This window comes from Priestia sp. MDV22-iso46 (genome assembly GCF_058629175.1).
In genome coordinates, this window is record NZ_JBZVWT010000002.1 from 918,794 (window position 1) to 945,432 (window position 26,639).

General features: G+C 36.5%; 36 protein-coding genes and 1 pseudogene. 23 read left to right on the top strand and 14 right to left on the bottom strand.

Annotated elements, in window-relative coordinates; all coding sequences use genetic code 11:
- The first annotated feature begins 5 nt into the window (after positions 1 to 5).
- From AC4NPH_RS16700 to AC4NPH_RS16715, 4 genes are read left to right on the top strand one after another with little or no spacing between them, the layout of a single operon-like run.
- A complete protein-coding gene (locus tag AC4NPH_RS16700) occupies positions 6 to 1,538 on the top strand; it encodes an ABC transporter ATP-binding protein (protein WP_013058480.1) in 1,533 nt (510 codons plus the stop codon).
- Entirely contained in the window at positions 1,513 to 2,580 is a 1,068-nt protein-coding gene (locus AC4NPH_RS16705; RefSeq protein WP_041816608.1) for an ABC transporter permease, read from the top strand. The genes AC4NPH_RS16700 and AC4NPH_RS16705 overlap by 26 nt, the downstream gene beginning before the upstream one ends.
- Positions 2,567 to 3,484: an ABC transporter permease gene (locus AC4NPH_RS16710; RefSeq protein WP_097812705.1), complete on the top strand. Its 918-nt coding sequence runs from the start codon at positions 2,567 to 2,569 to the stop codon at positions 3,482 to 3,484. The genes AC4NPH_RS16705 and AC4NPH_RS16710 overlap by 14 nt, the downstream gene beginning before the upstream one ends.
- 24 nt (positions 3,485 to 3,508) lie before the next feature.
- Positions 3,509 to 4,171, top strand: a complete 663-nt coding sequence (locus tag AC4NPH_RS16715) for a sulfite oxidase-like oxidoreductase (protein WP_055990560.1) — start codon at positions 3,509 to 3,511, stop codon at positions 4,169 to 4,171.
- 33 nt (positions 4,172 to 4,204) lie between these two features.
- On the opposite strand, the gene AC4NPH_RS16720 is transcribed toward AC4NPH_RS16715, so the two are convergent.
- A complete protein-coding gene (locus AC4NPH_RS16720) occupies positions 4,205 to 4,717 on the bottom strand; it encodes a MogA/MoaB family molybdenum cofactor biosynthesis protein (protein WP_491938822.1) in 513 nt (170 codons plus the stop codon).
- 12 nt (positions 4,718 to 4,729) lie between these two features.
- Positions 4,730 to 5,218 (bottom strand): cyclic pyranopterin monophosphate synthase MoaC, encoded by a 489-nt coding sequence (gene moaC, locus AC4NPH_RS16725; protein WP_013058475.1) that lies wholly within the window; start codon positions 5,216 to 5,218, stop codon positions 4,730 to 4,732.
- Between the two features lie 114 nt (positions 5,219 to 5,332).
- Between moaC and AC4NPH_RS16730 the strand changes: the two genes are divergently transcribed.
- Positions 5,333 to 6,598 (top strand): molybdopterin molybdotransferase MoeA, encoded by a 1,266-nt coding sequence (locus AC4NPH_RS16730; RefSeq protein WP_053487630.1) that lies wholly within the window; start codon positions 5,333 to 5,335, stop codon positions 6,596 to 6,598.
- Positions 6,599 to 6,610: 12 nt separating this feature from the next.
- Here AC4NPH_RS16730 and AC4NPH_RS16735 read toward each other — a convergent pair whose 3' ends face one another.
- A complete protein-coding gene (locus AC4NPH_RS16735) occupies positions 6,611 to 6,751 on the bottom strand; it encodes a YvrJ family protein (protein ID WP_013058473.1) in 141 nt (46 codons plus the stop codon).
- A 431-nt stretch (positions 6,752 to 7,182) separates the two neighbouring features.
- Positions 7,183 to 7,614, bottom strand: a complete 432-nt coding sequence (locus tag AC4NPH_RS16740) for a hypothetical protein (protein ID WP_013058472.1) — start codon at positions 7,612 to 7,614, stop codon at positions 7,183 to 7,185.
- Positions 7,615 to 7,765: 151 nt separating this feature from the next.
- Between AC4NPH_RS16740 and AC4NPH_RS16745 the strand changes: the two genes are divergently transcribed.
- The 3 genes from AC4NPH_RS16745 to AC4NPH_RS16755 all read left to right on the top strand — a co-directional run bounded on the left by AC4NPH_RS16745 (position 7,766) and on the right by AC4NPH_RS16755 (position 9,295).
- A complete protein-coding gene (locus AC4NPH_RS16745; protein ID WP_097812706.1) occupies positions 7,766 to 8,287 on the top strand; it encodes a GNAT family N-acetyltransferase in 522 nt (173 codons plus the stop codon).
- Positions 8,288 to 8,378: 91 nt separating this feature from the next.
- Complete coding sequence (locus tag AC4NPH_RS16750; protein ID WP_308334026.1) at positions 8,379 to 8,852, top strand: GNAT family N-acetyltransferase; 474 nt, start codon at positions 8,379 to 8,381, stop codon at positions 8,850 to 8,852.
- Between the two features lie 257 nt (positions 8,853 to 9,109).
- Positions 9,110 to 9,295: a hypothetical protein gene (locus tag AC4NPH_RS16755; RefSeq protein ID WP_013058469.1), complete on the top strand. Its 186-nt coding sequence runs from the start codon at positions 9,110 to 9,112 to the stop codon at positions 9,293 to 9,295.
- A 124-nt stretch (positions 9,296 to 9,419) separates the two neighbouring features.
- On the opposite strand, the gene AC4NPH_RS16760 is transcribed toward AC4NPH_RS16755, so the two are convergent.
- Positions 9,420 to 9,797 carry a winged helix-turn-helix transcriptional regulator gene (locus AC4NPH_RS16760; protein WP_029323601.1) on the bottom strand — a complete coding sequence of 126 codons (378 nt, stop codon included), beginning with the start codon at positions 9,795 to 9,797 and terminating at the stop codon, positions 9,420 to 9,422.
- A 119-nt stretch (positions 9,798 to 9,916) separates the two neighbouring features.
- Between AC4NPH_RS16760 and AC4NPH_RS16765 the strand changes: the two genes are divergently transcribed.
- The 6 genes from AC4NPH_RS16765 to AC4NPH_RS16790 all read left to right on the top strand — a co-directional run bounded on the left by AC4NPH_RS16765 (position 9,917) and on the right by AC4NPH_RS16790 (position 14,606).
- Positions 9,917 to 10,510, top strand: a complete 594-nt coding sequence (locus tag AC4NPH_RS16765; RefSeq protein WP_098314763.1) for an NAD(P)H-dependent oxidoreductase — start codon at positions 9,917 to 9,919, stop codon at positions 10,508 to 10,510.
- A gap of 160 nt (positions 10,511 to 10,670) precedes the next feature.
- Positions 10,671 to 10,862, top strand: a complete 192-nt coding sequence (locus AC4NPH_RS16770) for a hypothetical protein (protein ID WP_013058466.1) — start codon at positions 10,671 to 10,673, stop codon at positions 10,860 to 10,862.
- 119 nt (positions 10,863 to 10,981) lie between these two features.
- Complete coding sequence (locus tag AC4NPH_RS16775) at positions 10,982 to 11,848, top strand: pentapeptide repeat-containing protein (protein WP_255286313.1); 867 nt, start codon at positions 10,982 to 10,984, stop codon at positions 11,846 to 11,848.
- Positions 11,849 to 11,998: 150 nt separating this feature from the next.
- Positions 11,999 to 12,457, top strand: coding sequence for an AraC family transcriptional regulator (locus tag AC4NPH_RS16780; protein WP_013058464.1), 459 nt, complete (start codon positions 11,999 to 12,001; stop codon positions 12,455 to 12,457).
- Positions 12,458 to 12,902: 445 nt separating this feature from the next.
- On the top strand, positions 12,903 to 13,472 hold the full coding sequence (locus AC4NPH_RS16785) for an MEDS domain-containing protein (RefSeq protein WP_064472004.1): 570 nt from the start codon (positions 12,903 to 12,905) through the stop codon (positions 13,470 to 13,472).
- A gap of 261 nt (positions 13,473 to 13,733) precedes the next feature.
- Positions 13,734 to 14,606, top strand: coding sequence for an AraC family transcriptional regulator (locus AC4NPH_RS16790; protein WP_013058462.1), 873 nt, complete (start codon positions 13,734 to 13,736; stop codon positions 14,604 to 14,606).
- A gap of 236 nt (positions 14,607 to 14,842) precedes the next feature.
- Here the strand turns inward: AC4NPH_RS16790 and AC4NPH_RS16795 are convergent, their stop codons facing one another.
- A complete protein-coding gene (locus tag AC4NPH_RS16795) occupies positions 14,843 to 15,187 on the bottom strand; it encodes an SPW repeat domain-containing protein (protein WP_098314762.1) in 345 nt (114 codons plus the stop codon).
- A 190-nt stretch (positions 15,188 to 15,377) separates the two neighbouring features.
- Between AC4NPH_RS16795 and AC4NPH_RS16800 the strand changes: the two genes are divergently transcribed.
- Entirely contained in the window at positions 15,378 to 15,644 is a 267-nt protein-coding gene (locus tag AC4NPH_RS16800) for a DUF3973 domain-containing protein (protein WP_097812707.1), read from the top strand.
- Between the two features lie 43 nt (positions 15,645 to 15,687).
- On the opposite strand, the gene AC4NPH_RS16805 is transcribed toward AC4NPH_RS16800, so the two are convergent.
- The gene (locus AC4NPH_RS16805; protein ID WP_013058460.1) at positions 15,688 to 16,329 is read right to left on the bottom strand and encodes a DUF1232 domain-containing protein; all 642 of its coding nucleotides are present in this window, start codon (positions 16,327 to 16,329) and stop codon (positions 15,688 to 15,690) included.
- Positions 16,330 to 16,448: 119 nt separating this feature from the next.
- Between AC4NPH_RS16805 and AC4NPH_RS16810 the strand changes: the two are divergent.
- Positions 16,449 to 16,577 (top strand): annotated as a pseudogene (locus AC4NPH_RS16810) (sporulation membrane protein YtaF); the annotation flags it as partial.
- A 101-nt stretch (positions 16,578 to 16,678) separates the two neighbouring features.
- Positions 16,679 to 17,176: an ankyrin repeat domain-containing protein gene (locus tag AC4NPH_RS16815; protein ID WP_097812708.1), complete on the top strand. Its 498-nt coding sequence runs from the start codon at positions 16,679 to 16,681 to the stop codon at positions 17,174 to 17,176.
- Positions 17,177 to 17,252: 76 nt separating this feature from the next.
- Here AC4NPH_RS16815 and AC4NPH_RS16820 read toward each other — a convergent pair whose 3' ends face one another.
- Complete coding sequence (locus tag AC4NPH_RS16820) at positions 17,253 to 17,480, bottom strand: hypothetical protein (protein WP_098314761.1); 228 nt, start codon at positions 17,478 to 17,480, stop codon at positions 17,253 to 17,255.
- Between the two features lie 280 nt (positions 17,481 to 17,760).
- On the opposite strand from AC4NPH_RS16820, the gene AC4NPH_RS16825 reads away from it, so the two are divergent.
- On the top strand, positions 17,761 to 18,279 hold the full coding sequence (locus AC4NPH_RS16825) for a YfiT family bacillithiol transferase (protein WP_013058457.1): 519 nt from the start codon (positions 17,761 to 17,763) through the stop codon (positions 18,277 to 18,279).
- 316 nt (positions 18,280 to 18,595) lie between these two features.
- Complete coding sequence (locus AC4NPH_RS16830; RefSeq protein ID WP_098314760.1) at positions 18,596 to 19,000, top strand: hypothetical protein; 405 nt, start codon at positions 18,596 to 18,598, stop codon at positions 18,998 to 19,000.
- 479 nt (positions 19,001 to 19,479) lie between these two features.
- Here AC4NPH_RS16830 and AC4NPH_RS16835 read toward each other — a convergent pair whose 3' ends face one another.
- The 4 genes from AC4NPH_RS16835 to AC4NPH_RS16850 all read right to left on the bottom strand — a co-directional run bounded on the left by AC4NPH_RS16835 (position 19,480) and on the right by AC4NPH_RS16850 (position 22,346).
- Positions 19,480 to 19,950 (bottom strand): hypothetical protein, encoded by a 471-nt coding sequence (locus tag AC4NPH_RS16835; protein ID WP_098196837.1) that lies wholly within the window; start codon positions 19,948 to 19,950, stop codon positions 19,480 to 19,482.
- A gap of 4 nt (positions 19,951 to 19,954) precedes the next feature.
- Positions 19,955 to 20,743: a hypothetical protein gene (locus AC4NPH_RS16840; RefSeq protein ID WP_013058454.1), complete on the bottom strand. Its 789-nt coding sequence runs from the start codon at positions 20,741 to 20,743 to the stop codon at positions 19,955 to 19,957.
- Between the two features lie 549 nt (positions 20,744 to 21,292).
- Positions 21,293 to 21,805 (bottom strand): DUF3231 family protein, encoded by a 513-nt coding sequence (locus AC4NPH_RS16845; RefSeq protein WP_013058453.1) that lies wholly within the window; start codon positions 21,803 to 21,805, stop codon positions 21,293 to 21,295.
- A gap of 331 nt (positions 21,806 to 22,136) precedes the next feature.
- Positions 22,137 to 22,346 carry an alpha/beta-type small acid-soluble spore protein gene (locus tag AC4NPH_RS16850; protein WP_013058452.1) on the bottom strand — a complete coding sequence of 70 codons (210 nt, stop codon included), beginning with the start codon at positions 22,344 to 22,346 and terminating at the stop codon, positions 22,137 to 22,139.
- Between the two features lie 596 nt (positions 22,347 to 22,942).
- On the opposite strand from AC4NPH_RS16850, the gene AC4NPH_RS16855 reads away from it, so the two are divergent.
- From AC4NPH_RS16855 to AC4NPH_RS16870, 4 genes are all read left to right on the top strand, one after another.
- Positions 22,943 to 23,206 carry a DUF1292 domain-containing protein gene (locus tag AC4NPH_RS16855; RefSeq protein ID WP_013058451.1) on the top strand — a complete coding sequence of 88 codons (264 nt, stop codon included), beginning with the start codon at positions 22,943 to 22,945 and terminating at the stop codon, positions 23,204 to 23,206.
- An 18-nt stretch (positions 23,207 to 23,224) separates the two neighbouring features.
- Positions 23,225 to 23,611 (top strand): hypothetical protein, encoded by a 387-nt coding sequence (locus AC4NPH_RS16860; RefSeq protein WP_013058450.1) that lies wholly within the window; start codon positions 23,225 to 23,227, stop codon positions 23,609 to 23,611.
- A 167-nt stretch (positions 23,612 to 23,778) separates the two neighbouring features.
- Positions 23,779 to 24,774, top strand: a complete 996-nt coding sequence (locus tag AC4NPH_RS16865) for a DUF3231 family protein (RefSeq protein WP_231101769.1) — start codon at positions 23,779 to 23,781, stop codon at positions 24,772 to 24,774.
- Between the two features lie 421 nt (positions 24,775 to 25,195).
- Complete coding sequence (locus AC4NPH_RS16870; RefSeq protein WP_013058448.1) at positions 25,196 to 25,828, top strand: esterase/lipase family protein; 633 nt, start codon at positions 25,196 to 25,198, stop codon at positions 25,826 to 25,828.
- 220 nt (positions 25,829 to 26,048) lie between these two features.
- On the opposite strand, the gene AC4NPH_RS16875 is transcribed toward AC4NPH_RS16870, so the two are convergent.
- Together AC4NPH_RS16875 and AC4NPH_RS16880 are read right to left on the bottom strand one after the other, a co-directional pair.
- The gene (locus tag AC4NPH_RS16875; protein ID WP_013058447.1) at positions 26,049 to 26,207 is read right to left on the bottom strand and encodes a hypothetical protein; all 159 of its coding nucleotides are present in this window, start codon (positions 26,205 to 26,207) and stop codon (positions 26,049 to 26,051) included.
- Between the two features lie 83 nt (positions 26,208 to 26,290).
- Positions 26,291 to 26,500 carry an alpha/beta-type small acid-soluble spore protein gene (locus AC4NPH_RS16880; protein ID WP_013058452.1) on the bottom strand — a complete coding sequence of 70 codons (210 nt, stop codon included), beginning with the start codon at positions 26,498 to 26,500 and terminating at the stop codon, positions 26,291 to 26,293.
- Positions 26,501 to 26,639 lie beyond the last annotated feature (139 nt).

Sequence of the window (26,639 nt, forward strand, 5' to 3'; positions counted from 1 at the left end):
ATAGAATGAGTGAGCTGCTGCAGTTAACGAATTTGACGAAGAAATACGGTTCATTTTTAGCAAATAATAACGTGTCCTTTAAACTGAAAAAAGGCGAGGTCCACGCGCTGGTTGGAGAAAATGGCGCTGGAAAAACAACGTTGATGAGGATGCTTTACGGAATGGAAAAGCCGAGTTCAGGAAATATTCAGCTACATGGGAAAACCATCTCGTTTTCATCTCCTGCAGATGCGATCAAAAATGGAATAGGCATGGTGCATCAGCATTTTATGGTTTTTCCTCATTTTACAGTGGCTGAAAACATTGTCTTGGGGCATGAGCCAAAGAAAGGTCTCTTTTTTAATAGAAGGCAGGCGAAAGCAGATGTACAGCAATTAACCCAAACCTATCAAATTTCAGTAGATGTTCATAAGAAAGTAAAACATTGCTCAATTGGAGAACAGCAAAAAATTGAAATTTTAAAAGTGCTGTATCAAGGAGCAGAAATTATTATTTTAGACGAGCCTACCGCCGTTCTTACTCCTCATGAAGTGAAGGAACTATTAAAAACAATCCGTTTTTTAGCTTCTCAAGGTAAAAGTATCATTATTATTACACATAAGCTGCAAGAAGTGATGGAAGTAGCGGACCGCATTACGGTTCTTCGAAATGGTAAAGTAGCCGGCGTCACAAGTAAAGAAGATACCAATGCTCACCACCTAGCCAGGCTGATGGTAGGGCGAGAATTAAAAGAGCGTCCTGCAAGAATACCATCACAAGGTACCTCTCATTTAAACGTACAAAATCTCTTTTTAAAAGGAAAAGGACAAAAAAACGTATTGCAAAATGTGTCTCTTCACGTTTCTGCAGGCGAAATTGTCGGTATTGCAGGCGTTTCGGGAAATGGACAATCGGAGCTGCTTCAAACAATTTCTGGATTAGTAGAAACAGGTAGCGGAAGTATTAAACTTGGAGATGAAGATCTTACAGGGCGATCTGTGCGTGAAAGAAGAGAGGCAGGAATCGCTCATATTCCAGAAGACCGCTATATGTGGGGAGCCTCTAAGGACGATACGATCGAAGAAAATGCACTAATGGGCTATCAGTATAAAGCTTCTTACTCGAAGATGGGCTGGCTGAAAAGAAAGATATTCAAGTCGAGCGTGGAGGAATGGATAAATGAATTTTCGATTAAAGCCACTTCATCTAAGCAAAAAGCTGGAGAACTGTCAGGGGGAAATCTGCAAAAATTGATTGTTGCCAGAGAGCTTGGGCAAAACACTTCTTTTCTACTTGCTGCTGAACCAACGCGAGGAGTGGATATTGGGGCAATGGAACGTATTCATGATGCCTTGATTCAAAAACGGAATAATGGCTCCGCTATTTTACTTGTGTCTTCGGAACTGTCGGAGATTATCTCACTATCAGATCGAATTTTAGTTATGTACGAAGGCAGTATTGTTGGAGAGCTTACAAGGGAAGAAGCAACAGAAGAGAAACTAAGCATATTAATGGCAGGAGGAACGGTAGAAGGTGATACAGTTGCAGAAACTTCTTAAATCATTAATCCAGCCGGTTATTGCAGTCATTTTTGGCTTAGCAATAGGAGGCATTATTATTTCCTTAACTGGTGGTTCGGTTCTTCAAACATATACAGAGCTCTGGAATGGAGCGTTTGGTAATTTTTATTTCTTCAGCACTACGCTGGCTCGCGCTACGCCTATTCTTTTAATTGCGTTAGGTGTCGGGTTTGCTTTTAGAGCAGGTGTGTTTAATTTAGGGGGAGAAGGGCAGATGGTCGTTGGAGCTATCAGTGCAGCGATTGTTGCTTATTACCTGCCGGCTCCAGGGATAGTCAAGCTGATAGCAGCGATTGCCGCTGCTGTTGTGGCAGGAGGTTTGCTTTCCGTTTTAGCAGGATGGATGGAAGCCGCGTTTAAAATTCAGCTTGTCATTTCGACGCTTTTATTGAATTATATCGCTGTTTTATTTGCAAGTTATTTAGCAGGTCACCCGTTTCAAGATAAAACAGGCTCAGCAGCTCTCGCTCAAACGCCTATGATTGAGCAAGGGGCGTGGCTTGGAAAACTGTTTCAAGGAATGCCTCTTCATATCGGATTTATCATTGCTTTAATCGGTGCGCTGCTGCTATGGACGGTGCTTCGCTACTCTGTGTTTGGCTATGAAGTAAACGCATCCGGGAAAAATCCGTTGTTCGGAGCGTACGGAGGTATTCATCAAGTAAAAGTCATGCTGTTCAGTATGTTTATTAGCGGGAGCTTGGCTGGATTAGCAGGAGGGTTTGAAGTGCTTGGTTCACAGTACCGATTTGTAGACGGTGCGCTCACCGTTCCTGGATATGCGTGGACTGGGGTGATGGCTGCTCTGTTAGCAAATTCAAATCCAATCGGTATTATTTTTACGTCTCTTTTACTTGCCGCTTTGCAAACAGGAGCGATGGGGCTAGAGCGTAATACAGACATTCCGTTAGAAATTGCGAGTATTATGCAAGCTGTACTCATTCTATTTATCTCAGCAAAGTTCACAAAGCAGTGGTGGAAAGCCAAAAAGAAAGGAGCTGATATTCGTGGAGCTGCTTGATTGGTCACTGTTAAATGCAACGCTGCGAATGGTTGCGCCTATATTATTAGCGGCCCTTGGCGGAATGCTTTGCGCGCGCGTAGGCATATTTAATGTAGGGCTAGAAGGTCTGATTTTGATTGGAGCTTTTAGCGGAATTGCGGGCAACTATTATACTCACAATGTCTTTTTTGCGATCGTGATTGCGGCTGGAGCAAGCTTACTTTTTGCGTTGCTTTTTGGAATGATGGTCGTGGTGTTTAAAGCAAATGAAATTGTTGTTGGGGTGTCTATTAATTTTTTAGCACTGGGCTTAACGACATTTTTACTCCGGACTATTTTTCATACAAAAGGTGCCTATTACGATAAAAATATGCAGGGAATAGGCACATGGGATATTCCTTTGATCAAAGATATACCTGTCATAGGCGACATTGTTTCCGGGCAGTCACCGCTTGTCTATTTTGCATTTTTAGCAGCTATTGCTTTTTATATCTTTTTTTATCGAACGATTTTTGGTTTTCGTCTTCTAGCAGTAGGCTACAATCAAGTAGCAGCGAGTACGCTTGGGTTAAAAGCAATAAGATATCAGCTGTTTGCGATTGCAGCATGCGGAATCCTGTGTGGGATTGCCGGAGCACAGCTTTCATTAGGACAAGTCACGATGTTCTCAGAAGGCATGACTTCAGGACGTGGATTTATCGCACTTGTGGCGATGATGCTTGGTCAGTCTCATCCGCTTGGTATTTTAGCATCAAGTATACTTTTCGGCTTAATGGATGCTGTGAGTACACGGCTGCAAGGTTTTTCAATACCGACCGAGTTTACGATGATGGTCCCTTACGTGCTGACATTAGCAGCGATGTTTTTCCTGCGAGATAAAGGAGTCGAAACGAATCAAACAAGTCAGCAAAGTGCACGCTGATAAAAAAATAAAGAGGTGGTACCTATGAACAAAGCAGACCGTATTAAACGAATGAAAACACCAGAAATTGATCCAAAGTACGAAGGACGAGTGCCTCCGGGTCAGGTAGTAACAGAGCGCTTTCCTATTTTACATGAAGGAGACGTGCCGGAGTATAACCTAGGGGAGTGGACGCTTCGCGTATTTGGATTAGTAGACAAGGAAGTGACCCTTTCATATCAAGAGATATTGGACATGCCGCAAACGACGGTGAAATGTGATATTCACTGCGTAACGAGATGGACAAGACTTGATAATGAATTTACGGGCGTGCTGTTTACAGACTTTTTAAAAGCAATCGGCGTAGAGTTAAAAAGTAAATACATCATGCTGCACGGAGACAATGACTATACGTCAAACATTGAGGTAGAAGATTTACTGAGAGACGATATTCTTCTTGCTCATTCCTTTAACGGAGAGCCGCTTACAGCTAAGCATGGATATCCGCTACGATTGGTTGTTCCGCATTTGTACTTTTGGAAAAGTGTTAAATGGCTTCGAGGCTTTGAAGTCATTGATGAAAATCATCCTGGCTTTTGGGAGCAAAACGGCTTTCATCTTAGAGGAGATCCGTTTAAAGAAGAGCGTTTTTCTGGAGAAGATTTAGGCATTCCAGAAGATGAGTGGGTACATAAAGACTATGATTAATGAAAATGCCTATGCGCGCGCATAGGCATTTTGTTAGCGCTGGCGTTTTAATTCCCACACAACGTGGCGAAGCTCAGGTAAAATCAGCTTGGTCATGGCTAGACGAACAGCACCGCTTGATCCCGGTGTAGAGAAAACGGCTTTTTCGTTAATCGTCCCGGCAATTGCCCGGCTCATAATTGCTGCGCTGCCAATGTCTTCGATGTAGCTCAGCATGCGAAACAGCTCACCAAATCCAACGATTTCTTTATGAATCAGCGCTTGAACGGCTTCAATTGTGACGTCTCGTTTTGTGATGCCTGTCCCTCCATTTGTCAGAACAACGTCGATGCCATCATCACTGCATCCGGCAAGTATCGCTTGTTGAATCGACGTTTGATTGTCTTTTACAATTTCATAGGAGGCGACTTGCATGTCATGTTCTTTCAGAAGTTCCATCATCAGCGCGCCGCTTTTATCGGTTTCTTTTGTACGCGTGTCTGATACCGTAATAACTTTGCAGCGAACAGGCTGCGTTGCTTTGGATTTATGTTCGTGTACGCTCATTATGTACCTCCTTTACGCTTCTGTGCGTTTGTAGTCACCGTTTTTGCCGCCTGATTTTTCAAGCAAATATGTTTCGCCGATAATCATTCCTTTATCAATGGCTTTGCACATATCATAAACGGTTAGTGCACAGGCGGAAGCAGCGGTTAAAGCTTCCATTTCAACACCCGTTGAGCCTTCGGTTTTAACCGTTGCTTCTATTAATAAACGGTACTGATCATTGCTTGTGTCCCAGTCGAATGAAAGGTTTACGCCTTTTAATAGAAGAGGGTGACACATCGGAATAATGTCAGACGTACGTTTTGCTGCCATGATTCCCGCTACTTGCGCGACAGCAAGTACGTCGCCTTTTCCGATTTTATGTTCTACAATGGCTTCGTGAATTTCTTTGTTAACAAGTATACTTGAACGAGCTGTTGCAACGCGGCGAGTAATAGATTTTTCGCTAATATCGACCATATTGGCACGGCCTTGGTCATTAAAATGTGTAAAAGAAGACATCGGTGTTTTCATCCTTTTTCAGTAAATTTTGTTGTATGATAGAAATAGTGAGATATGCTATGATTTTACACCATAGCGTAAAAAGTGAACAGACATAAAGGAAGTGAAGAATGTATGTTAGAAAGCAGAACACCTATTTCAATTCCTGAAGCAATTGAAAAAGTTATGACATATAAAAGAAAAGGCAGCATTGAACGCGTATCAATCACCGAAAGCTACGGACGCTATTTAGGAGAAGATATTATCGCCGACCAAAACGTTCCTCATTTTAATAAATCGCTTTATGACGGCTTTGCAATTCGAGCGCAAGACTGTGTAGAAGTCTCAAGTGAACATCCTGTCGAGTTCGAAGTAGTAGGTGAAATTGGCGCCGGCTCTGTTTTTGAAGGAGAAGTAAAGCCGTTTCAAGCGGTGCGCATTATGACAGGAGCGCAGGTGCCTCATTCATGTGATGCGGTTGTAATGCTTGAAGTAACGAAGTCTTATGAAAAAGAAGGAAAGACGTATATGGCGTTAAGCCGGCGGGCTTCAAAGTGGGAGCACATTGCATTAAAAGGAGAAGAAACGAAAAAAGGAGACGTGCTTGTTTCAAAAGGGACGCGAATCAATCCGGGCGTCACGGCTTTTTTAGCTACGTTTGGCTATGCCGATGTCGCTGTCGTGAAGCAGCCGGTTGTTGGGGTTTTAACAACGGGCAGCGAACTGCTTGATGTGAACGAGCCGTTAGAACCAGGAAAAATCCGCAACAGCAACTCCTATATGGCACTCGCGCAAATTATAAGAAGCGGCGGGGTTCCGAAATACTTAGGAAAGCTTGAAGACGACTTTGACCGCTGCTATGAAGCGGTAGAAAAAGCGCTCGAAGAAGTGGATATTTTACTGACAACCGGTGGGGTATCCGTTGGGGACTATGATTATTTGCCGGCTATTTATGAAAAGCTTGGTGCGAATGTGCTGTTTAACAAAATTGCGATGCGGCCGGGAAGCGTCACAACAGTCGCAGAACGAAACGGGCAGCTGCTGTTTGGACTATCAGGAAACCCATCTGCTTGCTATGTCGGGTTCGAACTGTTTGTTCGTCCAATTGTTCGCAGCTTTTTGCATTCACCGGCGCCCCATTTACATAAAACAAAAGCGGTGTTAAACGGACGTTTTAAAGAGCCTAATGCATTTACGAGAATGGTGCGAGGAGAAATTACAGACGAAGGCGGAAGGCTTGTTGTAACTCCAGTTGGAATGGACAAGTCAGGCGCTATTTCGTCATTAGCTGCAGCAAATGCGCTGGTTGTTCTTCCAGGTGGAGAGCATGGGTATGATAAAGGAACAGAAGTGAACGTGCTGCATCTTGAAAACGAAGGCACGAGTTCGCTTTGGGTATAAATAGCAGTCTGCTTATTGCTTGTCCTTTTTTTCAATAAGAACTTGAAGCAGCTCTGTAATTCGATCTAATTTGCTTTCAATGCGAACAAGTAAGTAAAAAGATAGGGCAATTGGAAAGCCTAAATCTTTAATATAGCTAACTAAGTTTTCCATAATAGCATACCTCCTTCACTTAGAAGATATATTATAATATGTGATTTCTAAGTATTTGTTCGCGGGGCAGACGTCCATTTTTAAGACAAAAGTCCTTAAAAAATAAGAAAAAGCAGCCTCGGCATTGGCAAGCGAGGCTGCTTTTTTGTAAGGGTTCATTTATACGTATTCAAGTATGAACGATTATTGGAATTAAACTATAACATATTTTTAAATATAAATAATACTTTTGATGTGTTCTAACATATGAATAAGAGGTGCACTTTTGATTCATCGATTTAATTGGTCCTCCTAATGAAAAACCAACTAAATTAAGGATGTATAAAAAGCTGCATATTCTATAAAAGTGACTTTTTCAGAACTCTTACTTCCCTAAGGGTTCTCTTTTTTGCTGTGTGTCTAAGAGAGTGGTTGTGTACACAGTTTATATTTTAATCCTGAGATAAATAAATCCAGTTCATTTCATCAAATTCTTCAATACTATAATTTGAACCTATATTCTTTAACATTTTATTGAAGAATTTTAGATTAACCTCATGATCATACAAATCTTCTTGAATGTATTCCTTAATAATAAAGTTTGTTAAATTTGTATTATTAACAAAGTCTGAAAAGAACGACGTTATAAGGTCTGAATCTTCTTCGTTTAATTTTTCATCATTAATGATCGAAATCCTAAAAACGTTTAAAATCGCGTCAATATCTTCTGCATCCATATAACATAATGGATCTAGTTTTTTATCTTCTTCTGTAAATGGATTTCGAGTGTCTTCAATAACTACATAAGATATAATTCTTCCATTCCTTGATACATGGAAGATTTCTAAATCACGCAATTTTAAAATTCTATGAAGCGATATCATAAGTTCCTCCTATTAAAGTGTTGATTTACGATATTTTAATAAATTAGATAATGTTAAATCTAAAGAGTATAGTATTCAGTTTACAGTAAAATAATCTTGTGTGGTATTAATTAACAAATATATAAACGTAAAAAGAGAAGAGGATACGTATATGAGAGAGTATTTCTTGAAAACGGAAAGGTTAGGATTTTCCATTTGGCATAGTGATGATGTTAAATATGCAAACTCTCTTTGGGGAGATGAAAACGTAACGAAATTTATTGTGGCAAATGGAAAAATGTCTGTGGAGGAAGTGCAAAATAGACTTGATAGAGAAATAGATATGTATCGTCAACATAACATTCAGTACTGGCCTGTTTTTTTACTCCAGACGAACGAACATGTAGGTTGCTGTGGTGTGCGACCTTACAATATTCAAGGTAAAACTCTGGAGTTTGGCATACACTTAAAACGTGCTTATTGGGGAAAGGGAATAGCTCAAGAAGCAAGTCAAGCAGTCATAGATTACTCTTTTACTAACCTTGAGGTAAGCAGTTTATTTGCGGGGCATAACCCTAAAAATAGAGACTCTGCAAAATTACTTAATAAATTAGGGTTTAAATACACACATGATGAGCTTTATAAACCTACGGGGTTGCAACATCCTTCTTATTTACTTACTAAAGAAGGATAGCGGCAGTTAATTTTTTAAATAGCCTATGACATGTTTTGTGTTAACTAGAAAGAAATAGATAAACAAATACTTTATTAAGGAGGGAGATCAAATGCATTGTTTAGAACCAAAAGATTATCATAAGATACACAACATTTTAAAAGCATCATTTAAGACTCCTACATTTGCTTTTTCTGTTGTTAATCGTTTGATTCAAGGGTCTGTGTACGTAAATGATAGTATGAAGCCAACGTCAGGATTTCTTAGAATACGTGCAGGCGACTATTATGTATTTGGTCAAGGAAATGACTTAGTGTTTAATAATTCTCTCTATCGTTACTTCGTTGAGAAGGTTTATGGCAAGGAAAAACGTTTTACTGTTTTTACTCCATCGACCGATTGGGAGGCTCTTTTTGACGAGACTTTCAAACCGTACGTAAAGAAAATGATACGTTCTAAGTATAGATTTGTTCCTCCAAAAGTTCCTTCTAAGTATAACCTTCCCGATCTTTATGAGTTAAAAGATTTTAACTCTGATTTTTTAAGGGGAAGTGAGAATTTCAATGAATCATATTATATGTGTTAAAATGAAAAGCCCTAAAAGTAGGGCTTTTTTGTACCGGTTATACTTTTAAAGCAACAAAGTCTAGATAGAATAAGCATGTGTAAGCACTGTTCTAAAAGTATGTTACAATGTAATTATAAGGAATAAGAGGGGGATATAGGGATGTTAACGGCAGCAGTTGTAACTGTTTCAATTTTATCTTTAGCTTGGATTGTTGGGCAAAAAGAGCAGACAGAAAAACAATAATTTAGAAGAAAAAGCAGGTGAGGGGGGCATATATGCAAAGACAGCAAAGCATTACTGTACTTTTATTAATGCTAGGAATAGCAGCCATTTCTTTAGGGCTGGCTTTGAAAGATGTATTCGAGCACTCTCCTACGGTGGGCTGGCTTCTAGGAACCGCAATATTAATAGGTAATTCTATTTATACAGGTGTACAAATTAAAAAGAAAAGTCATACATAATTAATTTTTAAAGTGCTTGGATAATATTTATCCAAGCACTTTTTTAGCTTATTACATTACAGTAACTACTCGTGTATAGGCCATATCTAAAGTGCACTAATCTATTAATAAATATAATTTATATTTAAATTTCTTCTTTTTCCATTGCTCTCGCATTAATAATTCTGTTCTTATGCGTTTCTCCCCAGTCTTTCATAAGCAAAATGATTGGTTCGAGAGATCTTCCGAATTCGGTTAGGGAGTACTCTACTTTTGGGGGGATTTCTTTATAGATTTCACGGTGAACAATCCCGTCTTTTTCTAACTCTCTTAATTGTAAAGTCAGCATGCGCTGTGTAATGGCAGGATATAGTTTTCGGAACTCATTAAAACGCTTCTTTCCATCAATGAGATGATAAAGTATAATTCCTTTCCATTTTCCACCTATTACGTCTAATGTGGTTTCGACCGGGCACCCGACTTTACTGGGGGAATAATCGAAGCCTACTTTTTGGTTTCTCATCCATTTTCACTCCCTGTAGTATACAGTTTTATACTATGTTTAATTAATGTGCGTACTTCCTCTAATTTATTACAAAATATACAATATAATCATACCAAAAATAACAAGGAGGTCTATATATGAAAACATTAGTACTCATTGCACATCCACATATTGAATCTTCTCGAGTAAATAAAAAATGGAAGGAATCAGCTTTGAATCAAACGGATGTAACGGTTCATGATCTTTATGAAACATATTGTGATCAACCCATTGATGTGAAAGTTGAACAGCAGCTGCTTCTTGCTCATGATCGTATTGTTTTTCAGTTTCCATTATACTGGTACAGCAGCCCGCCACTTTTAAAACAGTGGTTTGATGAAGTGTTTACCTTTGGGTGGGCTCATGGCCGTGGCGGAACGAAGCTTACGGGAAAGGAGTGGGTGTTGGCTATTTCCATCGGTTCGCCTGAACATTCTTATCAAGCGGGTGGGTATAATTTATTTTCAGTAAGCGAAATAACAAAGCCATTCCAGGCATCTGCTAGTTTAGTTGGCATGACCTACCTTCCTCCTTTTATTGAATATCGTTCAAATAAAATCAGTGACTATGATATCACTCAAAGTTCAATTGGCTATGTAAAGCATATTACAAATACAGAATTAAATCCGAAAATTCGTTTTCGTAATTATTTAAAACAGCTAGACGAAAGTACCTTGTCTGTTAATGAATAAACAAAGGGAAAAAGAAAGAGCATCTAATGTGGTAATTAGATGCTCTTTTTAATACTTAGAAGCAGCATATGGCATACATTCTATTTTCTGAATAATTGAAGGTTTTGAGAGGACATAATCGTATAAATATCGAACTTAGTAGTAAGTCACTGCCTGTTATATGATTAAAGATTCTTGGTTTACAGTGCAAACGATTGATGATAAAACTTATGCCATTAGCGAATGTGGGCATTGGGAAAAAGTCCATTCTTTTTTGCTTATCGGAGAAAATAAAGCTGTGCTTATAGATACAGGGCTTGGGATTGATAGCATAATGTATTTAGTAGCAATAGAAGGTACTGTAAATAGGTAACTTTCTTTAAGGTTTACGAAAGAATTTACTAAAAAAATTTGTATTTTACACACTAAATATAAGTGGGAATTAACTTTATTTTCCTTTTGGTCGCTATTAACATGAGAGGAATGGTTGTTTTGTCTAATAAATTAGAAATAAATAATGATATTCGAGATAATTTACGTTCCGACTGTTCAAGTTGTTTTGGTTTGTGCTGCGTAGCTTTACCTTATGCACAATCTGCTGATTTCGCATTTAATAAAGATGGCGGGACTCCTTGTCGTCATTTACAGCCAAACTATTCATGTTCCATTCATAAAAACCTTATCACTACGGGATTCAAAGGCTGTGTGGGGTATGAGTGTTTTGGTGCAGGTCAAAGAGTTTCTCAAGTTATATATATAGGAAATGATTGGAGAGCTAACAAAACAAGGACTAAAGAAATGTTTGAGGTATTTCCTATTGTTCAGCAGCTGCATGAAATGCTGTGGTATTTAAGTGAGGCACTCCAATTTCAAGCTACAAAACCAATTCACAATGATTTAAAAATTTCTTTTGAAGAAACTGAAAGCCTGATCAAACAAAGCCCAGAGGATATTTTAAAAATTGATGTACATGAACATCGAATGAAAGTGAAGGACTTGCTTGTACGTACAAGTGAATTGGTACGTCCTAAAACATCTAATAAAAAGTTGGGAAAGAAATTCAAGCGTAGTAGTGACTATATCGGTGCTAACCTAAGAAGAGCTAATCTTAGAGGAGCTAATTTAAAGGGAGCGTTATTTATAGCTGCTGATCTTAGAGATGCTGATCTCCGGTTAACTGATCTTATTGGTGCAGACTTTAGGGATGCTGATTTGAGCGGTGCCGACCTGACAGGAAGTATTTTTCTTACTCAGGCACAGGTGAATGCGGCAAAGGGAAATGTACATACAAAGTTGCCGTCTGCTTTAGCAATCCCAGAACATTGGGTAAAAGGAGGAGCTCAAGAACTAGTTCAATAGTTCTTGAGCTCCTTTTTTATGCTTAGAACCGCGCTTATATAAACTGTATTTGTATAAATGGTAAATTTTTAAAAATTTAAGTGATTATCTTTTTAAATAGTGATAACTTTTTCATTGTAGTAAATATTGATGAAAAAGGGGCAGAGTGAGATGAATATGAAGATTGATACTTTACCAAATTACCGAATTGCATATGTGAGACAAGTTGGGCCATATGGTCCTCATAATGTTAAAGTGATGGAGAAGTTAAAACGTTTGGCTAAAAAGAAGGGATTGTTTACTAAAGATTCAATAATTCTGAGCATCGCACGGGACAATCCTGAAGAAACAGCGCCTGAGAATTGTCGTTATGATGCTGGTATCGTCATTTCTAGTGAATATTACGTTGACGATGATTTTAGTGAAGATCAATTAGTAGGGGGACAGTATGCAATATACAAAGTTAAGCATACTGCAGAAGAAATTCAAAAAGCGTGGGCTACCATTTTTTCTGGCTTGTTAGAAGCGGGTTATGAAGTTGATCCAAGGCCAATCTTTGAACGATATTATGGTGACAATAATGAGATTGATTATTGTGATATTTGTGTACCTATAACATTAAAAAAATAAGAGCTTTTTATTTGAAGATCCTGAACTTCCCTAGAAGTTTAAGATCTTTTTTCTACTTGTAACGCGTGTTATGATAGCTATTTTGTAGGCTATACAAACTAAAAAATAGATGGGTGATGCTTCTATCCATGCTACGCGAAGATTTATTTGAAAGAATAAGTAAACTTAATTCTGTCATTATTTCTTGTTAGGCTTTAATCGTATTTGAAAAGGGGTATAGTATTCTTTAGTCAAGACGCCAGAATAATTGCCGCAAACGTTATACCGTTTGCAATCAATATAGCTACACTGCTCTAAAAACAGCTGTACACCCCAAAATAAATGGGAGAACATCCAGTTTTGACAGATAAGAATGCAAAGCGTAGAATTGTTCTAACGAATAGACAATTTACTAGTTTAAGATTCTTGAAATTTAGGTTGATTTTATATAAGGGAGCGTACACACTTGAAAAATCAGTTTGCTCAATTAATACAGAATAATGAAAGCGTTCATATTTACTATAATATTGACGACATGAGAAGTTACTTAGATAATCTTGTGTCTTATATTGTGTCGGGAATTGAACAGGAGAGGCATACGTTAGTTATAGAAAGTGAAAGATTAATTCCATTAATTTTTGAAAAGTTAGAGGAAATTCTAACTGAAGACCAATTAACATATATACATACTATTAATAATTTTGATTATTACTGTTCAAGTGGAAGTTTTCAGCCTGCTATAATCTTTGAACATCTCTCTCGACACTTAGATCCCTTCTATAAAAACAATAGATCTTTTCAAATATGGGCTCATGTAGAATGGGGACAGCAAGAAGGAATTGTACCTATTTTAGAAGAGTTTGAAAATGAAGCAGACAAATTAGTAAATAAAGGCGGATTACATTTAGTATGCGCTTATGATGAAGAGAGAGTACCAGAAGTTCTTAAACTTGCTTTAATGAAGTGCCATCCATACTTAATTTTAGAAAACAAAATTATCCCATCCAATTTATATATAATGACAGATGCAGTGTAATTGATATTTTAGTTGGGATTTACTCATAAAAACCAAGGCAAGTCCACAGGTAAATAGAGAACAAATAAAGAGGCTTATAATTTAAGGCTCTTTATTTGTTGTTTTCTAAAGTTATTATGCTAGCTGAAATTGCATTTTGAATAGCTTGTTTAAGTTTGTAGGAACTTATGAACAGAAGGAAAAAGCCTGCATAACTGTGCATGAAATGTCGGATAGCCTTATTCAAATCCTGCTATTCTGATAATAAGGGAGGTCATACAAATGGATTTGCTTAGAAATATGAATAGAGCTTTACACTATATTGAGGAGAATTTAACCAATGATATCGATTTTAGAGAAGTAGCAAGGCTGGCTCTTTGCTCTGAGTATCACTTTAAAAGGATGTTTTCTTTTCTTGCAGGCATTACTTTATCAGAATATATTCGCCGAAGACGTCTTACACTTGCAGCATTTGAACTTAAAGATAGTAACATCAAAGTCATTGATGTTGCGATCAAGTACAATTACAGCTCACCGGATTCGTTTACAAGGGCTTTTCAAAATCTACACGGTATAACTCCTTCGGAAGCTAAAAAAAATGGGAGTTCACTTAAAGCATTTCCAAAAATGACCTTTCAGTTATCAATTAAAGGAGGAAATGAAATGAATTATCGAATTGAGGAAAAAGAGGCCTTTCATATCGTTGGTATTAAAGAAAGAGTTCCGATAATTTTTCATGGAGTTAACCCAAAGATTGCTGCTATGTGGGAAAGCTTGAACGATGAAACAATACGTAAATTAAAAGAACTTTCTAATGTTACACCATTAGGTTTGCTTAGTGCATCTGTGAACTTTTCTGAAGGGAGAATGGAGGAAAAAGGGCAGCTGGACCATTATATCGGTGTAGCCACAACTAAGGATTGTCCCGATCATTTAGTACAACTTGAAGTGCCCGCTGGAACATGGGCTGTATTCGAAGCAGTCGGGCCATTTCCTGACACATTACAAGATGTATGGGGACGAATTTATTCAGAATGGTTTCCATCCTCAAATTATGAACAAGTAGAAGGACCGGAAATCTTATGGAATGAACATAAAAATGTAACGTCGCCAACCTTTAAAAGTGAAATATGGATACCGGTGTTAAAAAAGTAATGATGACTCCGTAATGGAGAGAAAAGGTAGATCGCAAATGTGATCTACCTTTTCTCTTTTATAGCTTTCTATAAAATACATTGCGTTGACTAAATCTGTACAAGCCTTACATAAAAAGCAGAAAAAGCTCCCTATTTCCGTAGGGAGCTTTTCTGCTAGGAGAATTATTTCTCACATAGTCGATACGTTGCGGTATCTTGAGTAGTTTAAGCAAAAAGTGGAATATTATTCGCTTTTTAACTTACAGCTTTTAATTTTAATCTTGCTTTAGAGTTCAAGCTCCATAAACTAAGTAATACGGTCATTAACCCAAGTACGACGCTAGACCAAAGCACCCCGTCTGTTAATGAATAAATAAAGGGAAAAAGAATAAACCATAATCCGGTAATGAGCGAAATCCAATTTTGCCATGAATTCCATCCGGATTTAGTAACTCCCCAAAAAGACATAATCACTTGAAGGCTGCCAAATACAATACTTGCTGAAGTAGCCCCTGCATCGTATGAAAACCCAAGCATCCAAGGGGCAATAACAAACCAAATACCGATTACAGCGTTAATAATACCTCTTGTTTTCACCATTATCCCTCCTCGATGTATGACACTCTGTATGATGTCATACTTAAACCACATGTTTGTAAGTAACGTGTGTTGAGTATTCTTCAACGTTTGTTGAGATTTTTTCAACTTTCCATGTAGGAACAAGCACTTCTGTTGATGAGTTCTCATAAGATATTTCAAAATCAAGTATAAGAAAGAGAGTGAAAAACAAATGTACTATTGTGTTAATTGCTGCAGATTGCAAAATGAAAATTTTATTAAAAGTAAGTTATTTGAAAATGGAGTCTATATAGATCCATTTGTAGGAGAGAAAATTCCTTTAGGTATGTGTGCGCATAGATGTAACCATGAGTCATGCAAACCATGTGAAAAAGAAAAAATCATCAAAAAGATTGTGCCAAAGGAATTATCTAAATTAAAGAAAGCAATAGAGTATTTACCTGCTCATCGTCCAGAAAAAGTTCCGTTTTCACAATAAATAGCGGTATGCCGCGTTCAGTTCCCTTAATAAAACGCAGTCTTTATTCCGTAAGTTGATTCATCACTAGTTGTACAGCTATTGCATCGTCTAGATATCCAATTGGAAAGACGTAGTCTGGGATAATATCGGTAGGCAAAATAAAATACAATAGCGCACTTCCCAAAATAGAGCGCTTGGCAGCCGAGGTTTCTTCGCTACAATATTCAAGATACATTTGCTTTAATTGATCAATAAAGGTACCAACGCTGCCTACTTGCTCTATTTTGGATTGAAAGTTATCTAGAATCATGCTGTGTCCTTCGTCGGTCTGTGCATATTGCTTGTATTTTGTTAGTTCTTGTTTTACACGTTCAATCGTAAAGTTTGTATCCACTATATCAAAAGATTTAAGTATTTCTTGAATTTTATCAATGGAGTAATGAATGCCTGTTTCTACTTCATTTTCTGTATTGTTTGAAGCAGCTCCAGCAGGGTCAATTAATGCTTCAAGAGGCGTATTTAAATAATGCGCAAACTGCTTTAAATGATGTAGATTTGCTTGCTGCTTTCCATTTATAATCCGTGAAACAGTCGCCGTATCAATCCCCGTAAGTGAGCTGAGCTTCCGCATAGATAAAGCATTTTTCTTTAATAAAGACCTCAATAACAGACCAAGGTTTTGTTCATTTTTGGTGTTAGACATTGCGATTCACCTCTTTATATTTTTCAACGCGCAGTATTTATTTTATTGAAGGTTTATCAACAATATATGCAACAAGTAAGCAAATTTCCTCAATATTATCATCAAAAGGAGAATACAAAATGGAATGGTTATTCATTTTAGGTTTTGCCCTATCATCAAGTATAGATAACTTTGGCGTAGGAATATCTTATGGAGTACGAAAAATCAGGATAAGATGGCTTTCTAATTTACTAATAGCAGCTATTTGTTGATTTCTATGGTAACTACTTTTGAATATCGTGTTCATCCACAAAATTATGATAAAATGGAAATATAATCAAGGTATTTCTATATATTAGGGGGATGTAAAGTGGAATATATTGATCAAATAACAAATGCGGCGGTGAATGGAGAAAGTGAAGAGATAAAAGCGTTATTAAATAAAGAGCCATCTTTACTTAGCGCTTTTAATTCAGATGGGTGGACACCTTTACATTTAGCTTGTTATTTTGGGCAAGTGGATAGCGCTAAGTTATTGTTGTCGCTAGGGGCGGATATTCATATTAAGGCTAAAAATTCGAATGAAAACATGCCTCTTCATGCAGCAGTAGCAAATAAGCAAATTCAAGCTGTAGACTTGTTGCTTACAAAAGGCGCAGATGTAAATGCAAAACAAAGCGGTGGATGGACGAGTCTTCATGAGGCCTCGTTGCTAGGAGATGAAAATATGATTAAACTTCTCATCGAAAAAGGTGCAGATATCGAGATAAAAAAAGATGATGGGAAAACACCTTTAGAGGTTGCAGTAGAGAAAAAACAAGACAGCGCAGTTCATTTACTTACTCAGTATTTAAATAATAAAGCTTAATATATAATAGGAGATTTTATGTTAACTAGAAACATATATAGTATGTATTTTCTATTTCCAATCTTTAATTAATTACTTATCTTTTTTTCATTTTCGATAATAAGTTTGCAATGAATGCACTAAAAAAGCCAATAGCAATTAAACAAAAACCAATTTGATATAAAATGAAATTCCAGCTGTCTCCCAAAGAAAAAAGTGTAATTCTTCCTGATTCTACGATATCAACGATAATAAATAATGAAAGTGTAATAAAATATACTAAAAAGAACTTACTGTAGAAATAGCTTTTATAATTATTGCTCATTTTAATCACCTCACCTTAATCTTACGGAATGTTTATCTATACGGTTATTATTTTAGTTGAAAGTGGCCTTAATTTAGAGGAATACTTATCATGAACCATAGTAAAGGGAGACTACATTATTTTTTATTGGGGATAAACGGCAATATGCTAACTGAAAGTGTACACTGTATTCATAATTTGGAATACTTTATCGGGAAGTATGGATTCTGAATATTTAAACTCATATGCACCTAAAGTTGCTATAATAGATATTGATAGCAATAGAAAGGGATGAGGGTGTATGTTTAATCAATATCCGATTGGGAAATTTACGGTGAAAGAAGATATTCAAAAAGAGGATATTCAAGGTTGGATTCATGACATTGGAGATGCACCAAAGCAATTAGCTTATGCTGTAGAAGGGCTGACAAACGAGCAGTTAGCTACGCCTTATCGAGAAGGCGGTTGGACATTAAGTCAAGTTGTCCATCATTTAGCTGACTCCCATATGAATGCTTATACCCGTTTTAAATTAGGGTTAACAGAGCAAGAGCCTACTATTAAGGCATATGATGAAGTGGCTTGGTCGAATCTTCCTGATAATGAGTTACCGATAGAAATTTCTCTCCAACTTTTTTCAGCTTTACATAAGCGTCTTCATAAAGTGTTAAACTCACTTGATGAAATAGATTTAAAGAAAACGATCCACCACCCTGAAAACGGGGAAGTGACGATTGAGCAATTAATAGCCACTTACGCTTGGCATGGAAAGCATCATATTGCTCATATTACCACATTAAGAAATCAAAAAGGATGGTAGAACAACATTTAATATATGTGACTTCTGAAAAGAGGCTGGGACAAAAGTATTTTAGTTGAAGAAAAATCAGAACAGTTAATCAATAGTATCGATTAATTGTTCTGATTTTTTATTGTTAGGGTGAACGTAGGTTTCATTTATCCCATTTGTTCGTCTGTAGATTCGATTGATTTAGCTATGTCTCAATCTCTTTTTTTATTAGTACCAATAGCGGTAAGTATGCTAACTAAGAATGTATGAAGTATACAATACAGAAATTTTGTTTTTATGCGTAGAATTGTTACTCAACCTTAATTTTGGAAAATGGTGATTATAAATGAAATACGGTGAGAGAGAATTTACATTACAGCTAAGAAACAGAATCAATAAAATCGAACAAGAATTAAGAGATGTCACGATGAAACTCGAACAAATATATACGCCTTTATTTCAGAAACAAAACTTAGACCTTTTTGTGAAGTTTGAGGTTACGAACGGTGATCATTTTGATGAAGGGTATGAATCTGTAGTCATTATATTTATCAATGATGATATAGAAGGAGGTATGCTTGATTTTTATAACGTAGTAGTTTGGAAATGTAGCCGTACGTTTTTAGGTATACCACTCTCGAAAAAAATCTTTGGAAGCAAAGTAATAGGAGAACTAGTTGGTGAGTCACTTAGCGATATAAAAGTTGAGCTTGAAACACACTTAGATGATTTTTTAGAACTTCCCGATTAACAGTGTTTTTTCTTGAAATATTTCAATAGGTTGTCTAAAAGTAGTTTTATAATTTGTTTTTAATCTTTTGATTTTAATTAGAAGGTTGTGAGAAGCAAATGTTATAGAACATGATTAGTTTATTTTTAGACAGAATAAGTCCTCTTTTAGAATTAATTAATACTGTTGCTTTGATATCGATTGTTATTTTATTAAGAAATAAAAGGAAATTGTAATGACATTTAATAAATTCAAATGATATGGGAAAATATGCAGAAGTTAGAGAGTCGCAATCAATAAAATTTTAAACAGAAGACTGCCTGAATAAGATTCTTCATACAGCTTTTTTGGTTCTAATAAATGACATTATGCTAACTAAAGAGTATACAGCTTAAAAACAGAAAAACTTCCTCAATGTGTTAAGGAAGTTATCTCTAATCCTGAATAGTAATTCATTCATCCTGTATCTGGCCATTATATTGTACGGTGATGACTTATTTTTATAAGCCATCAGGTCTAACTTTTGAAACACCTAAGGCAAGATTTTTCCACAAAGTTTGTTCAACCGCTTCGGCGTCCGCAGCATGACAATCAACAATGAGTATGACTTCGGAATGTTTGCCACGTAGAAGCCGTTGATTTTTCCTGATTACTTTAAACATAAATATTTTAATTCCTAATCCTAAGATAAATCCGCTAAAAGCACTAATAATCCCCCAATAAATAGGTCCCCAGCTTAGTTTAAAACCAATACTTGCACCAATGACTGAAAAGGCTGTGGCTAGAGCCATTCCTAAATCAATAAGAGAAACACCATCTGCTCGATGAAGGCTATCAAAAATCCGGCGGACTTCCGTTCTATTATTAAGAGGAACGATAAATATGTCCTCTTTCTTTATTCCTTTTTTTTCTAGATCGGAAATAGCTAATTCTATGTAACTGGAGTATTCAAATGTAGAAAAGATTTGCATATTTTCACTCCACCTTTTTTCCTTTCACAATACAAAAGCTTGGGTGTTGATACATTTTCTCGAAGAAGTTTTTCTGCACTCTTTCAACAAGTTTATTATTCTCAACGGTATTCATATAGGAATCAAAGGTAGCAAAACCATATAGAGAAGGAAAAAATAACAACCATTCTTTATTTAAAACGGAAGTAGCCTGTTGTATTTCTCCTAAAAATAGAAGAGAAATACCCTCAAGTAGATGAGAATAATAAAAGAAAACGACTGCCCAAATGATAACAAAGAAAGCACCAATGATCCGATGAATATAGAGTTGTCCTAGACCTGGCATCAACAAGGACCAGATAACGGATAAGATGGGATTCCGTTTATCTAAATAGTTTATTTCCATGGATCCTATACTAAAGGAGTTGAACTGATGATTTTCTCTTTCAGCTAACACGTATATTTTATTTAAATCAACGGTTGTTCGGTAACTATCCCATATAGCAAAAATATAAACGGGAATATAAATAAGAAGCCATCTTGTATCAAGCACGTCTTTGGCCATATCAATGTTTCCTTGAAAAGAATAAATCATGGCTAAATTCACATGAGATTTAAGGTTTATAATGACCTCCCATATAAATAATACAAAGCCGCGAAGGTATTTAGACAGTAGTAAGTGCCCAAACCCTGGAAAAGCTGCTGACCACCAAGCAACAATATAGGGGTTTCTTAAATGAATTTGAGTCGTTCCAAAGGTACTAACATGAGCAATATAGCGTCTTGCAGTATTGTCATTTTTATAATTATCCATATACAATCTCCCATAATTTGGAATGGACTATACTTTTCATACCTATCATTCATATTTAATTTTATACCTAGTATTCATATTTAATATGGTCTTGTTTACTTATTTTATGCAATCCATTGATATACACTTAATCTTTATCAAAATGGAGAATTCGTTGACGAGAAAAAGCTCTTTATTTTTCCATAGAGAGCTTCTCTACATGTTATTTTTGAAAATTGGTATTATGTTAATAAAGAAGTAGTTAGATGCTTCATAGCGTCTTGACTCGTTTGTTCATGATCTAGCATTATGTTCACTATGTTTTTATATTCTATACAACATAAAAACGGAAAAAACTACTGCTCCTGTGCAGTAGTTTTCCTAGTCGTTGAAATATAGATGTTGTGTTGATAATTCTCTATTGCATCTTGAGTAGTTTGCTCAAGTTATCAATAACTCATGTACTAAAAAGAAAAATACACCTTAAATGAGGATTTCCAAGCAATGTTTCGTAGCATGTGGTATGGTTCACTTAAAGTGAAATCTTCACGTTTTATAGTAATTTCATTATCAACAATCCGTGTTTTTTGACTTGTGAAGAGGTGGTGGAACTAACCAGCCTTTTTCTTTGTTAAGTCGCAAAAACTTTCCACCAAGAGCTACTTTTTGCATGTGAATTTGACCAAACATTGCTGCGATATCTTCACGAATAGATTGGCCAATCAGTTGACTACAAGCAACTAGACCAGCAGCTATATCCAGTGAAATAGCCGCAGCAACTTCGGGATCTTGAACACGTGCACCTACTGGAATATCATCTAAACAAGCTTCTGGACGTTCAGGCGGAGTTGGAGGTAAAGCCACTCCATTTTCTTTTAATAGCTTTTCTACACCTTTCATTTCCTGCTGACATTGTTCAATCGTTTCTTGTACCAACTTATGTAGATCCTTGTCTCCTACATGATTTAGAAACGTTTGATAACCAGCTACTAATCCTTTTGAAGCAGAAAGAAACGACCATGTTCCAAATACTTCACCATAATGCATCGGTTCATCTGTAGGATTTCCACTTAAAATACCCATTGTTATCCTCCTTAACATATTCATAATAATGTGCCACCTTTCTTACTATGCACACACTTAACGTCTCCATATCATGTTTCATTATTCTTCTAGATATAAAAAAAGAATTTTATCAGTGAATACAATCTACTATTTTACGTATACTATTCAAGCTGCCTATAAGGGCATAAGTCACAATACCCTTGTTATACAGAGAGCTGCCTTCTTTGGCAGTTTTTTGTTTTGTCATGCTTTATGTGGCTTTCTGCTTATGACGATAAATAGAAAATGTCCATAATAAAAGGAAGAGTGGATACCCACTCTTCCTTCAGCCATCAATTATAAAGTTGTCTTAGAAGCGTCCGCCGCCAAGTTGTTGCTCAGCTAATTGCACAAGACGCTTTGTGATTTCGCCACCTACTGATCCGTTTGCACGTGCAGTTGTATCAGCACCAAGGTTTACACCAAATTCGCTAGCGATTTCATATTTCATTTGATCGATTGCTTGTTCAGCACCGTATACTAATAATTCATTGTTGTTGCTGCTTTTGTTGTTTGCCATGTTGTGTCACCTCCTTGTTTTTCTTAAGTTTCCTAGGGGCCAAGAAGTATATACATGGTAAATTATGGATGTTTATTTCTTGATCAGGGTGACATACTAATTTTTAGAAACAACCGACACTGTAAAAAGTGGGATTAGATGTTTCATTTCCTTGTTATCTAAAAGTTGCCATGTGAGAAGAGGATTGCAATTGCTATTGCAATCCTCTTTAGGTACCGTATCAATGGTTATTTTTATACGAAGCATAAAATTAAAAATGCAAGAGAGGAAGGGGTTATATTGTCAAAGACACGTCAGAAAAAAGAATACTGTAAAAAGTGCAGAAAAGAAACTATACATACCCTCACAGAAGATGCTTTAGAAATTAATTGGTACTGCCATGAATGTCATTCACAACACGATATTGTAAAAACATTTTTTTAATCATTTCTTAAAGTTTCATTCTCCAATAGACGAATAAATAACTATTTTTTTAGATATATCCATAACTAAACTCCCTATTCGCCTTCGCTATTGAATTTCATTTTGTACGATTATAGAAGCAGAGAAGAACGGGTAAAGTAACCGGGAAGATTTTTAGTGGAGGTGAACGAAAAGTGAGCAGTAGGGAAAGAGATCTTATAACCATTGAAGATGAAAAAGGTATTGAAAAACAATACGCAGTTGAGGCTTTATTTGATATGAGAAATCAGACTTATGCTTTGCTGCAATCGAACGGGGAAGCGCTGTTGATGCGCGTTGAAGATGAAAAGGGTGAACAATATCTTGTTGGATTGACCGATCCTGAGGAACGCGACTCCATTTTAGATGCTTATCAAATCGCTGTAGAGGCTACGCCTGCTGACGAAGAATTTCGCTAATGTGATGAGGAGTGCGTTATGAAGAAGAAAATTGTAGATGCAGCTCATTTGGAGCAAAAAACGCAGATTGAAAAAGTGATCAACGGAATGACCTTTACGAAAAATTTCCGGTCTGCTACAGCAGAAGAATGGTACGTATTTCTTCCAGGTTATGAAGATCCAAGAACAGGTGGAGCTGCAGGAAAAGCAATGATTCATTATAACCTTTATGGAAATAGAGATGTGTTTATTAACACTACAGTCATCTTAGATGATCCAGCACTATTTAGAACAGAAATCCACCCTCTTGTTTATGCAATTGCAGATGAGCTGGTCAACAGGCTAGTTGGCTATGCTGATACCTTGCTGTCTGTTCATGCCGGTGAAAACTCTTTTGATGCAGAATATAAACAAAAAAATAATTAATCTTGATTTATTCAATATCTTTCCTTAAGTATGTGTTTTTAAAAAGTTGCTCATTTGAGCAGCTTTTTCTTTTTTAGAGGAAATATTAGTATGAAAGCTAACTTGTATGAAAGCTTAAAAGGAGGGGAAACTAAGAAAAAATGGCTTTGATACGGAGGAACAGAAAATTGCAAAAAAAGAATCGATTAACATCTCCTGAAATGGCAAATTTATGGACACACTATATCCGTGAAACATTATCTATATGTGTAAATAAATATATGCTTCACACGATCCAAGATCCTGAGATACATAGCCTTTTTCAAACAGCTCTTCACTATTCACTTAAACACATAGATACTTTAAAAGCATTATTTAAGAAAGAGAAGTTTCCTATTCCTAAAGGATTTACAGAAGAAGACGTAAACTTAGAAGCTCCTCCTCTATTTACGGACGTTTTGTGTCTTAAATCCCTTTATATGATGAGCACACACGGACATAATGAAATGAGTTTATCTTTTACGACTTCCTTACGTCCAGACATTGTTGATTTTTATTATCAGTGCAACCTTAATGCGATGGAGATTTATAAAAAAACTAAGGATCTTCTTATTTCAAAACAACTTTATCAGCAACCACCTACTTACATAACACCGAACAAGGTGGAAATGATTAAACAATACCACTATGTAACAGATGTGTTCGGTAAACAGAGACCGATAAATACAATAGAAAGTGGACATGCTTATTTTAATTTACACAGAACATTTATTGCGAAAGCGATGATCCTTGGCTTTTCACAAGTTTCAAAAAATCAAAACGTACGAGCATTATTAGAAAAAAGCCTGCAAGTAAAAAACAAACACATTGATGTGTTTTCATCCTTATTAACCAAAGACAACCTTCATCTACCTCAATCATGCGAAACAGAGGTTACAAATTCCAATATTTCTCCTTTTTCAGATCGGCTTATGCTTCTTCAAACAGGTTTCCTTTTTGGTGTAGCAGTTACTTATTATAACGCAGCTCTCATTGCAAGTATGAGAGCTGATATTTCAGCACACTGTGAAAAGGCGGCCTTGGATAGCTTGTGGATTTATAGCCGTATTGGGAAAGATATGATTGATAATCACTGGATGGAACAGCCTCCTCAAGCAGATGACCGTAAAAGGTTAGATGATTAGAAAAACGTTCTTAATAAATAATGTTTCATCCTCCGAGCATGCTACTGAAGGTGTTTTAAAATATTACGTATAAAGAGAAAGAGCTACTGTTCAGGAGCAGTAGTTCTTTTGTGTTTAGGTTGTATGTAGTATTTTAGTTAACATAAAACGGACAGTAATCAAGAAAAGAAAACAAACTATAAGCCTATTTTTCGTACGGTCTCTCAAAATTATTTCCGGGGGGATTTTTTTAACTATAAAAAGGATCTAACGTAATAGAAGTAGGTGATGCTCATTATCATATAAGCTACTATAAAAAAATACCACAGATAACAAATGAATATAACTTTTAATTCCTTATAAGTATAAGTTTACCATATTAGGATTTTTATATATAATCTATAGAGGTTGTTACTTACACATTTTGAGGAGGAGAAAAGAAATGAAGAAAACGTTTGTCGCATTAATTTTTGCTTTATCCCTGGTTGTATCTGCATTAGGAATTCAGCCTTCGAATGCTAAGGCCGAAGCAAACCATAATCCGGTTGTTCTTGTTCATGGAATCAGCGGTGCGTCCTATAACTTTATTGCTATCAAAAACTATCTAATCGCTCAAGGGTGGGATCGCAATGATCTTTATGCTATTGATTTTATAGATAAGACAGGCAACAATTTGAATAATGGACCTCAGCTTGCTCGATACATTGATCAAGTGTTGAAAGAGACGGGAGCTAAGAAGGTAGATATTGTTGCTCATAGTATGGGGGGAGCAAACACGCTGTACTATATTAAATATCTAGGGGGAGGGAATAAGATTGAAAATGTCGTGACGTTAGGAGGGGCGAATGGTTTAGTTTCTTCGACAGCACTCCCAGGTACAGATCTCAATCAAAAAATTCTTTATACGTCGATCTACAGCATAAATGATCAAATTGTTGTTAATAGTCTCTCTAGGCTGCAAGGAGCAAGAAATATTCAACTTTATGGCATTGGACATATTGGATTGCTTTCGAATAGTCAGGTTAACGCGTACATAAAAGAAGGGCTGAATGGCGGGGGACAAAATACAAACTAATTATTTTTCAGTTGGACAAGACAGGCTCGACTTTTATATATTGGGGATTACACTGTTTGCCTTTGTTTTTCAACAGCATGTACCCGATGAAACACAACCGAAGTCAAAGCAGCTCCCACGTCGAAATAGAGCAAACTTAAAAAAGTACCTTAGTTAATCGAGGTACTTTTTTAAGTTTTTGTACAAAGAATCGAGGATTAAAAACCGCTCAAATTGATTTTCAATCGCGCATTGCGCCTGCTTCTCGAGAAGTCATTGCGCCTTGTCCTTCACTTACGTCTCTTTGGATTTCTTGTTTTACCTTTTGTGCATTTGTTGCAGAAGCTGCTGGTTTCTCAGTAAAACCTGCCTTTTCTTTAGCTAATTGATGTTGCTGCATATACTCTCTCCTTCCTTTTTTATTCGTACAAAAAGGAAGAATGGGGACCCATTCTTCCTTCAGCCATCAATTATAAAGTTGTCTTAGAAACGTCCGCCGCCAAGTTGTTGCTCAGCTAATTGCACAAGACGCTTTGTGATTTCGCCACCTACTGATCCATTTGCACGTGCAGTTGTATCAGCACCAAGGTTTACACCAAATTCGCTAGCGATTTCATATTTCATTTGATCGATTGCTTGTTCAGCACCGTATACTAATAATTCATTGTTGTTGCTGCTTTTGTTGTTTGCCATGTTGTGTCACCTCCTTGTTTTTCTTAAGTTTCCTATTGTGGAAGAAATGTATTCGTGGTAAATAATGGATGTATATTTCCTTGTTAGGATGACATACTAATTTTTAGAAACAACCGACACTGTAAAAAGTGGGATTAGA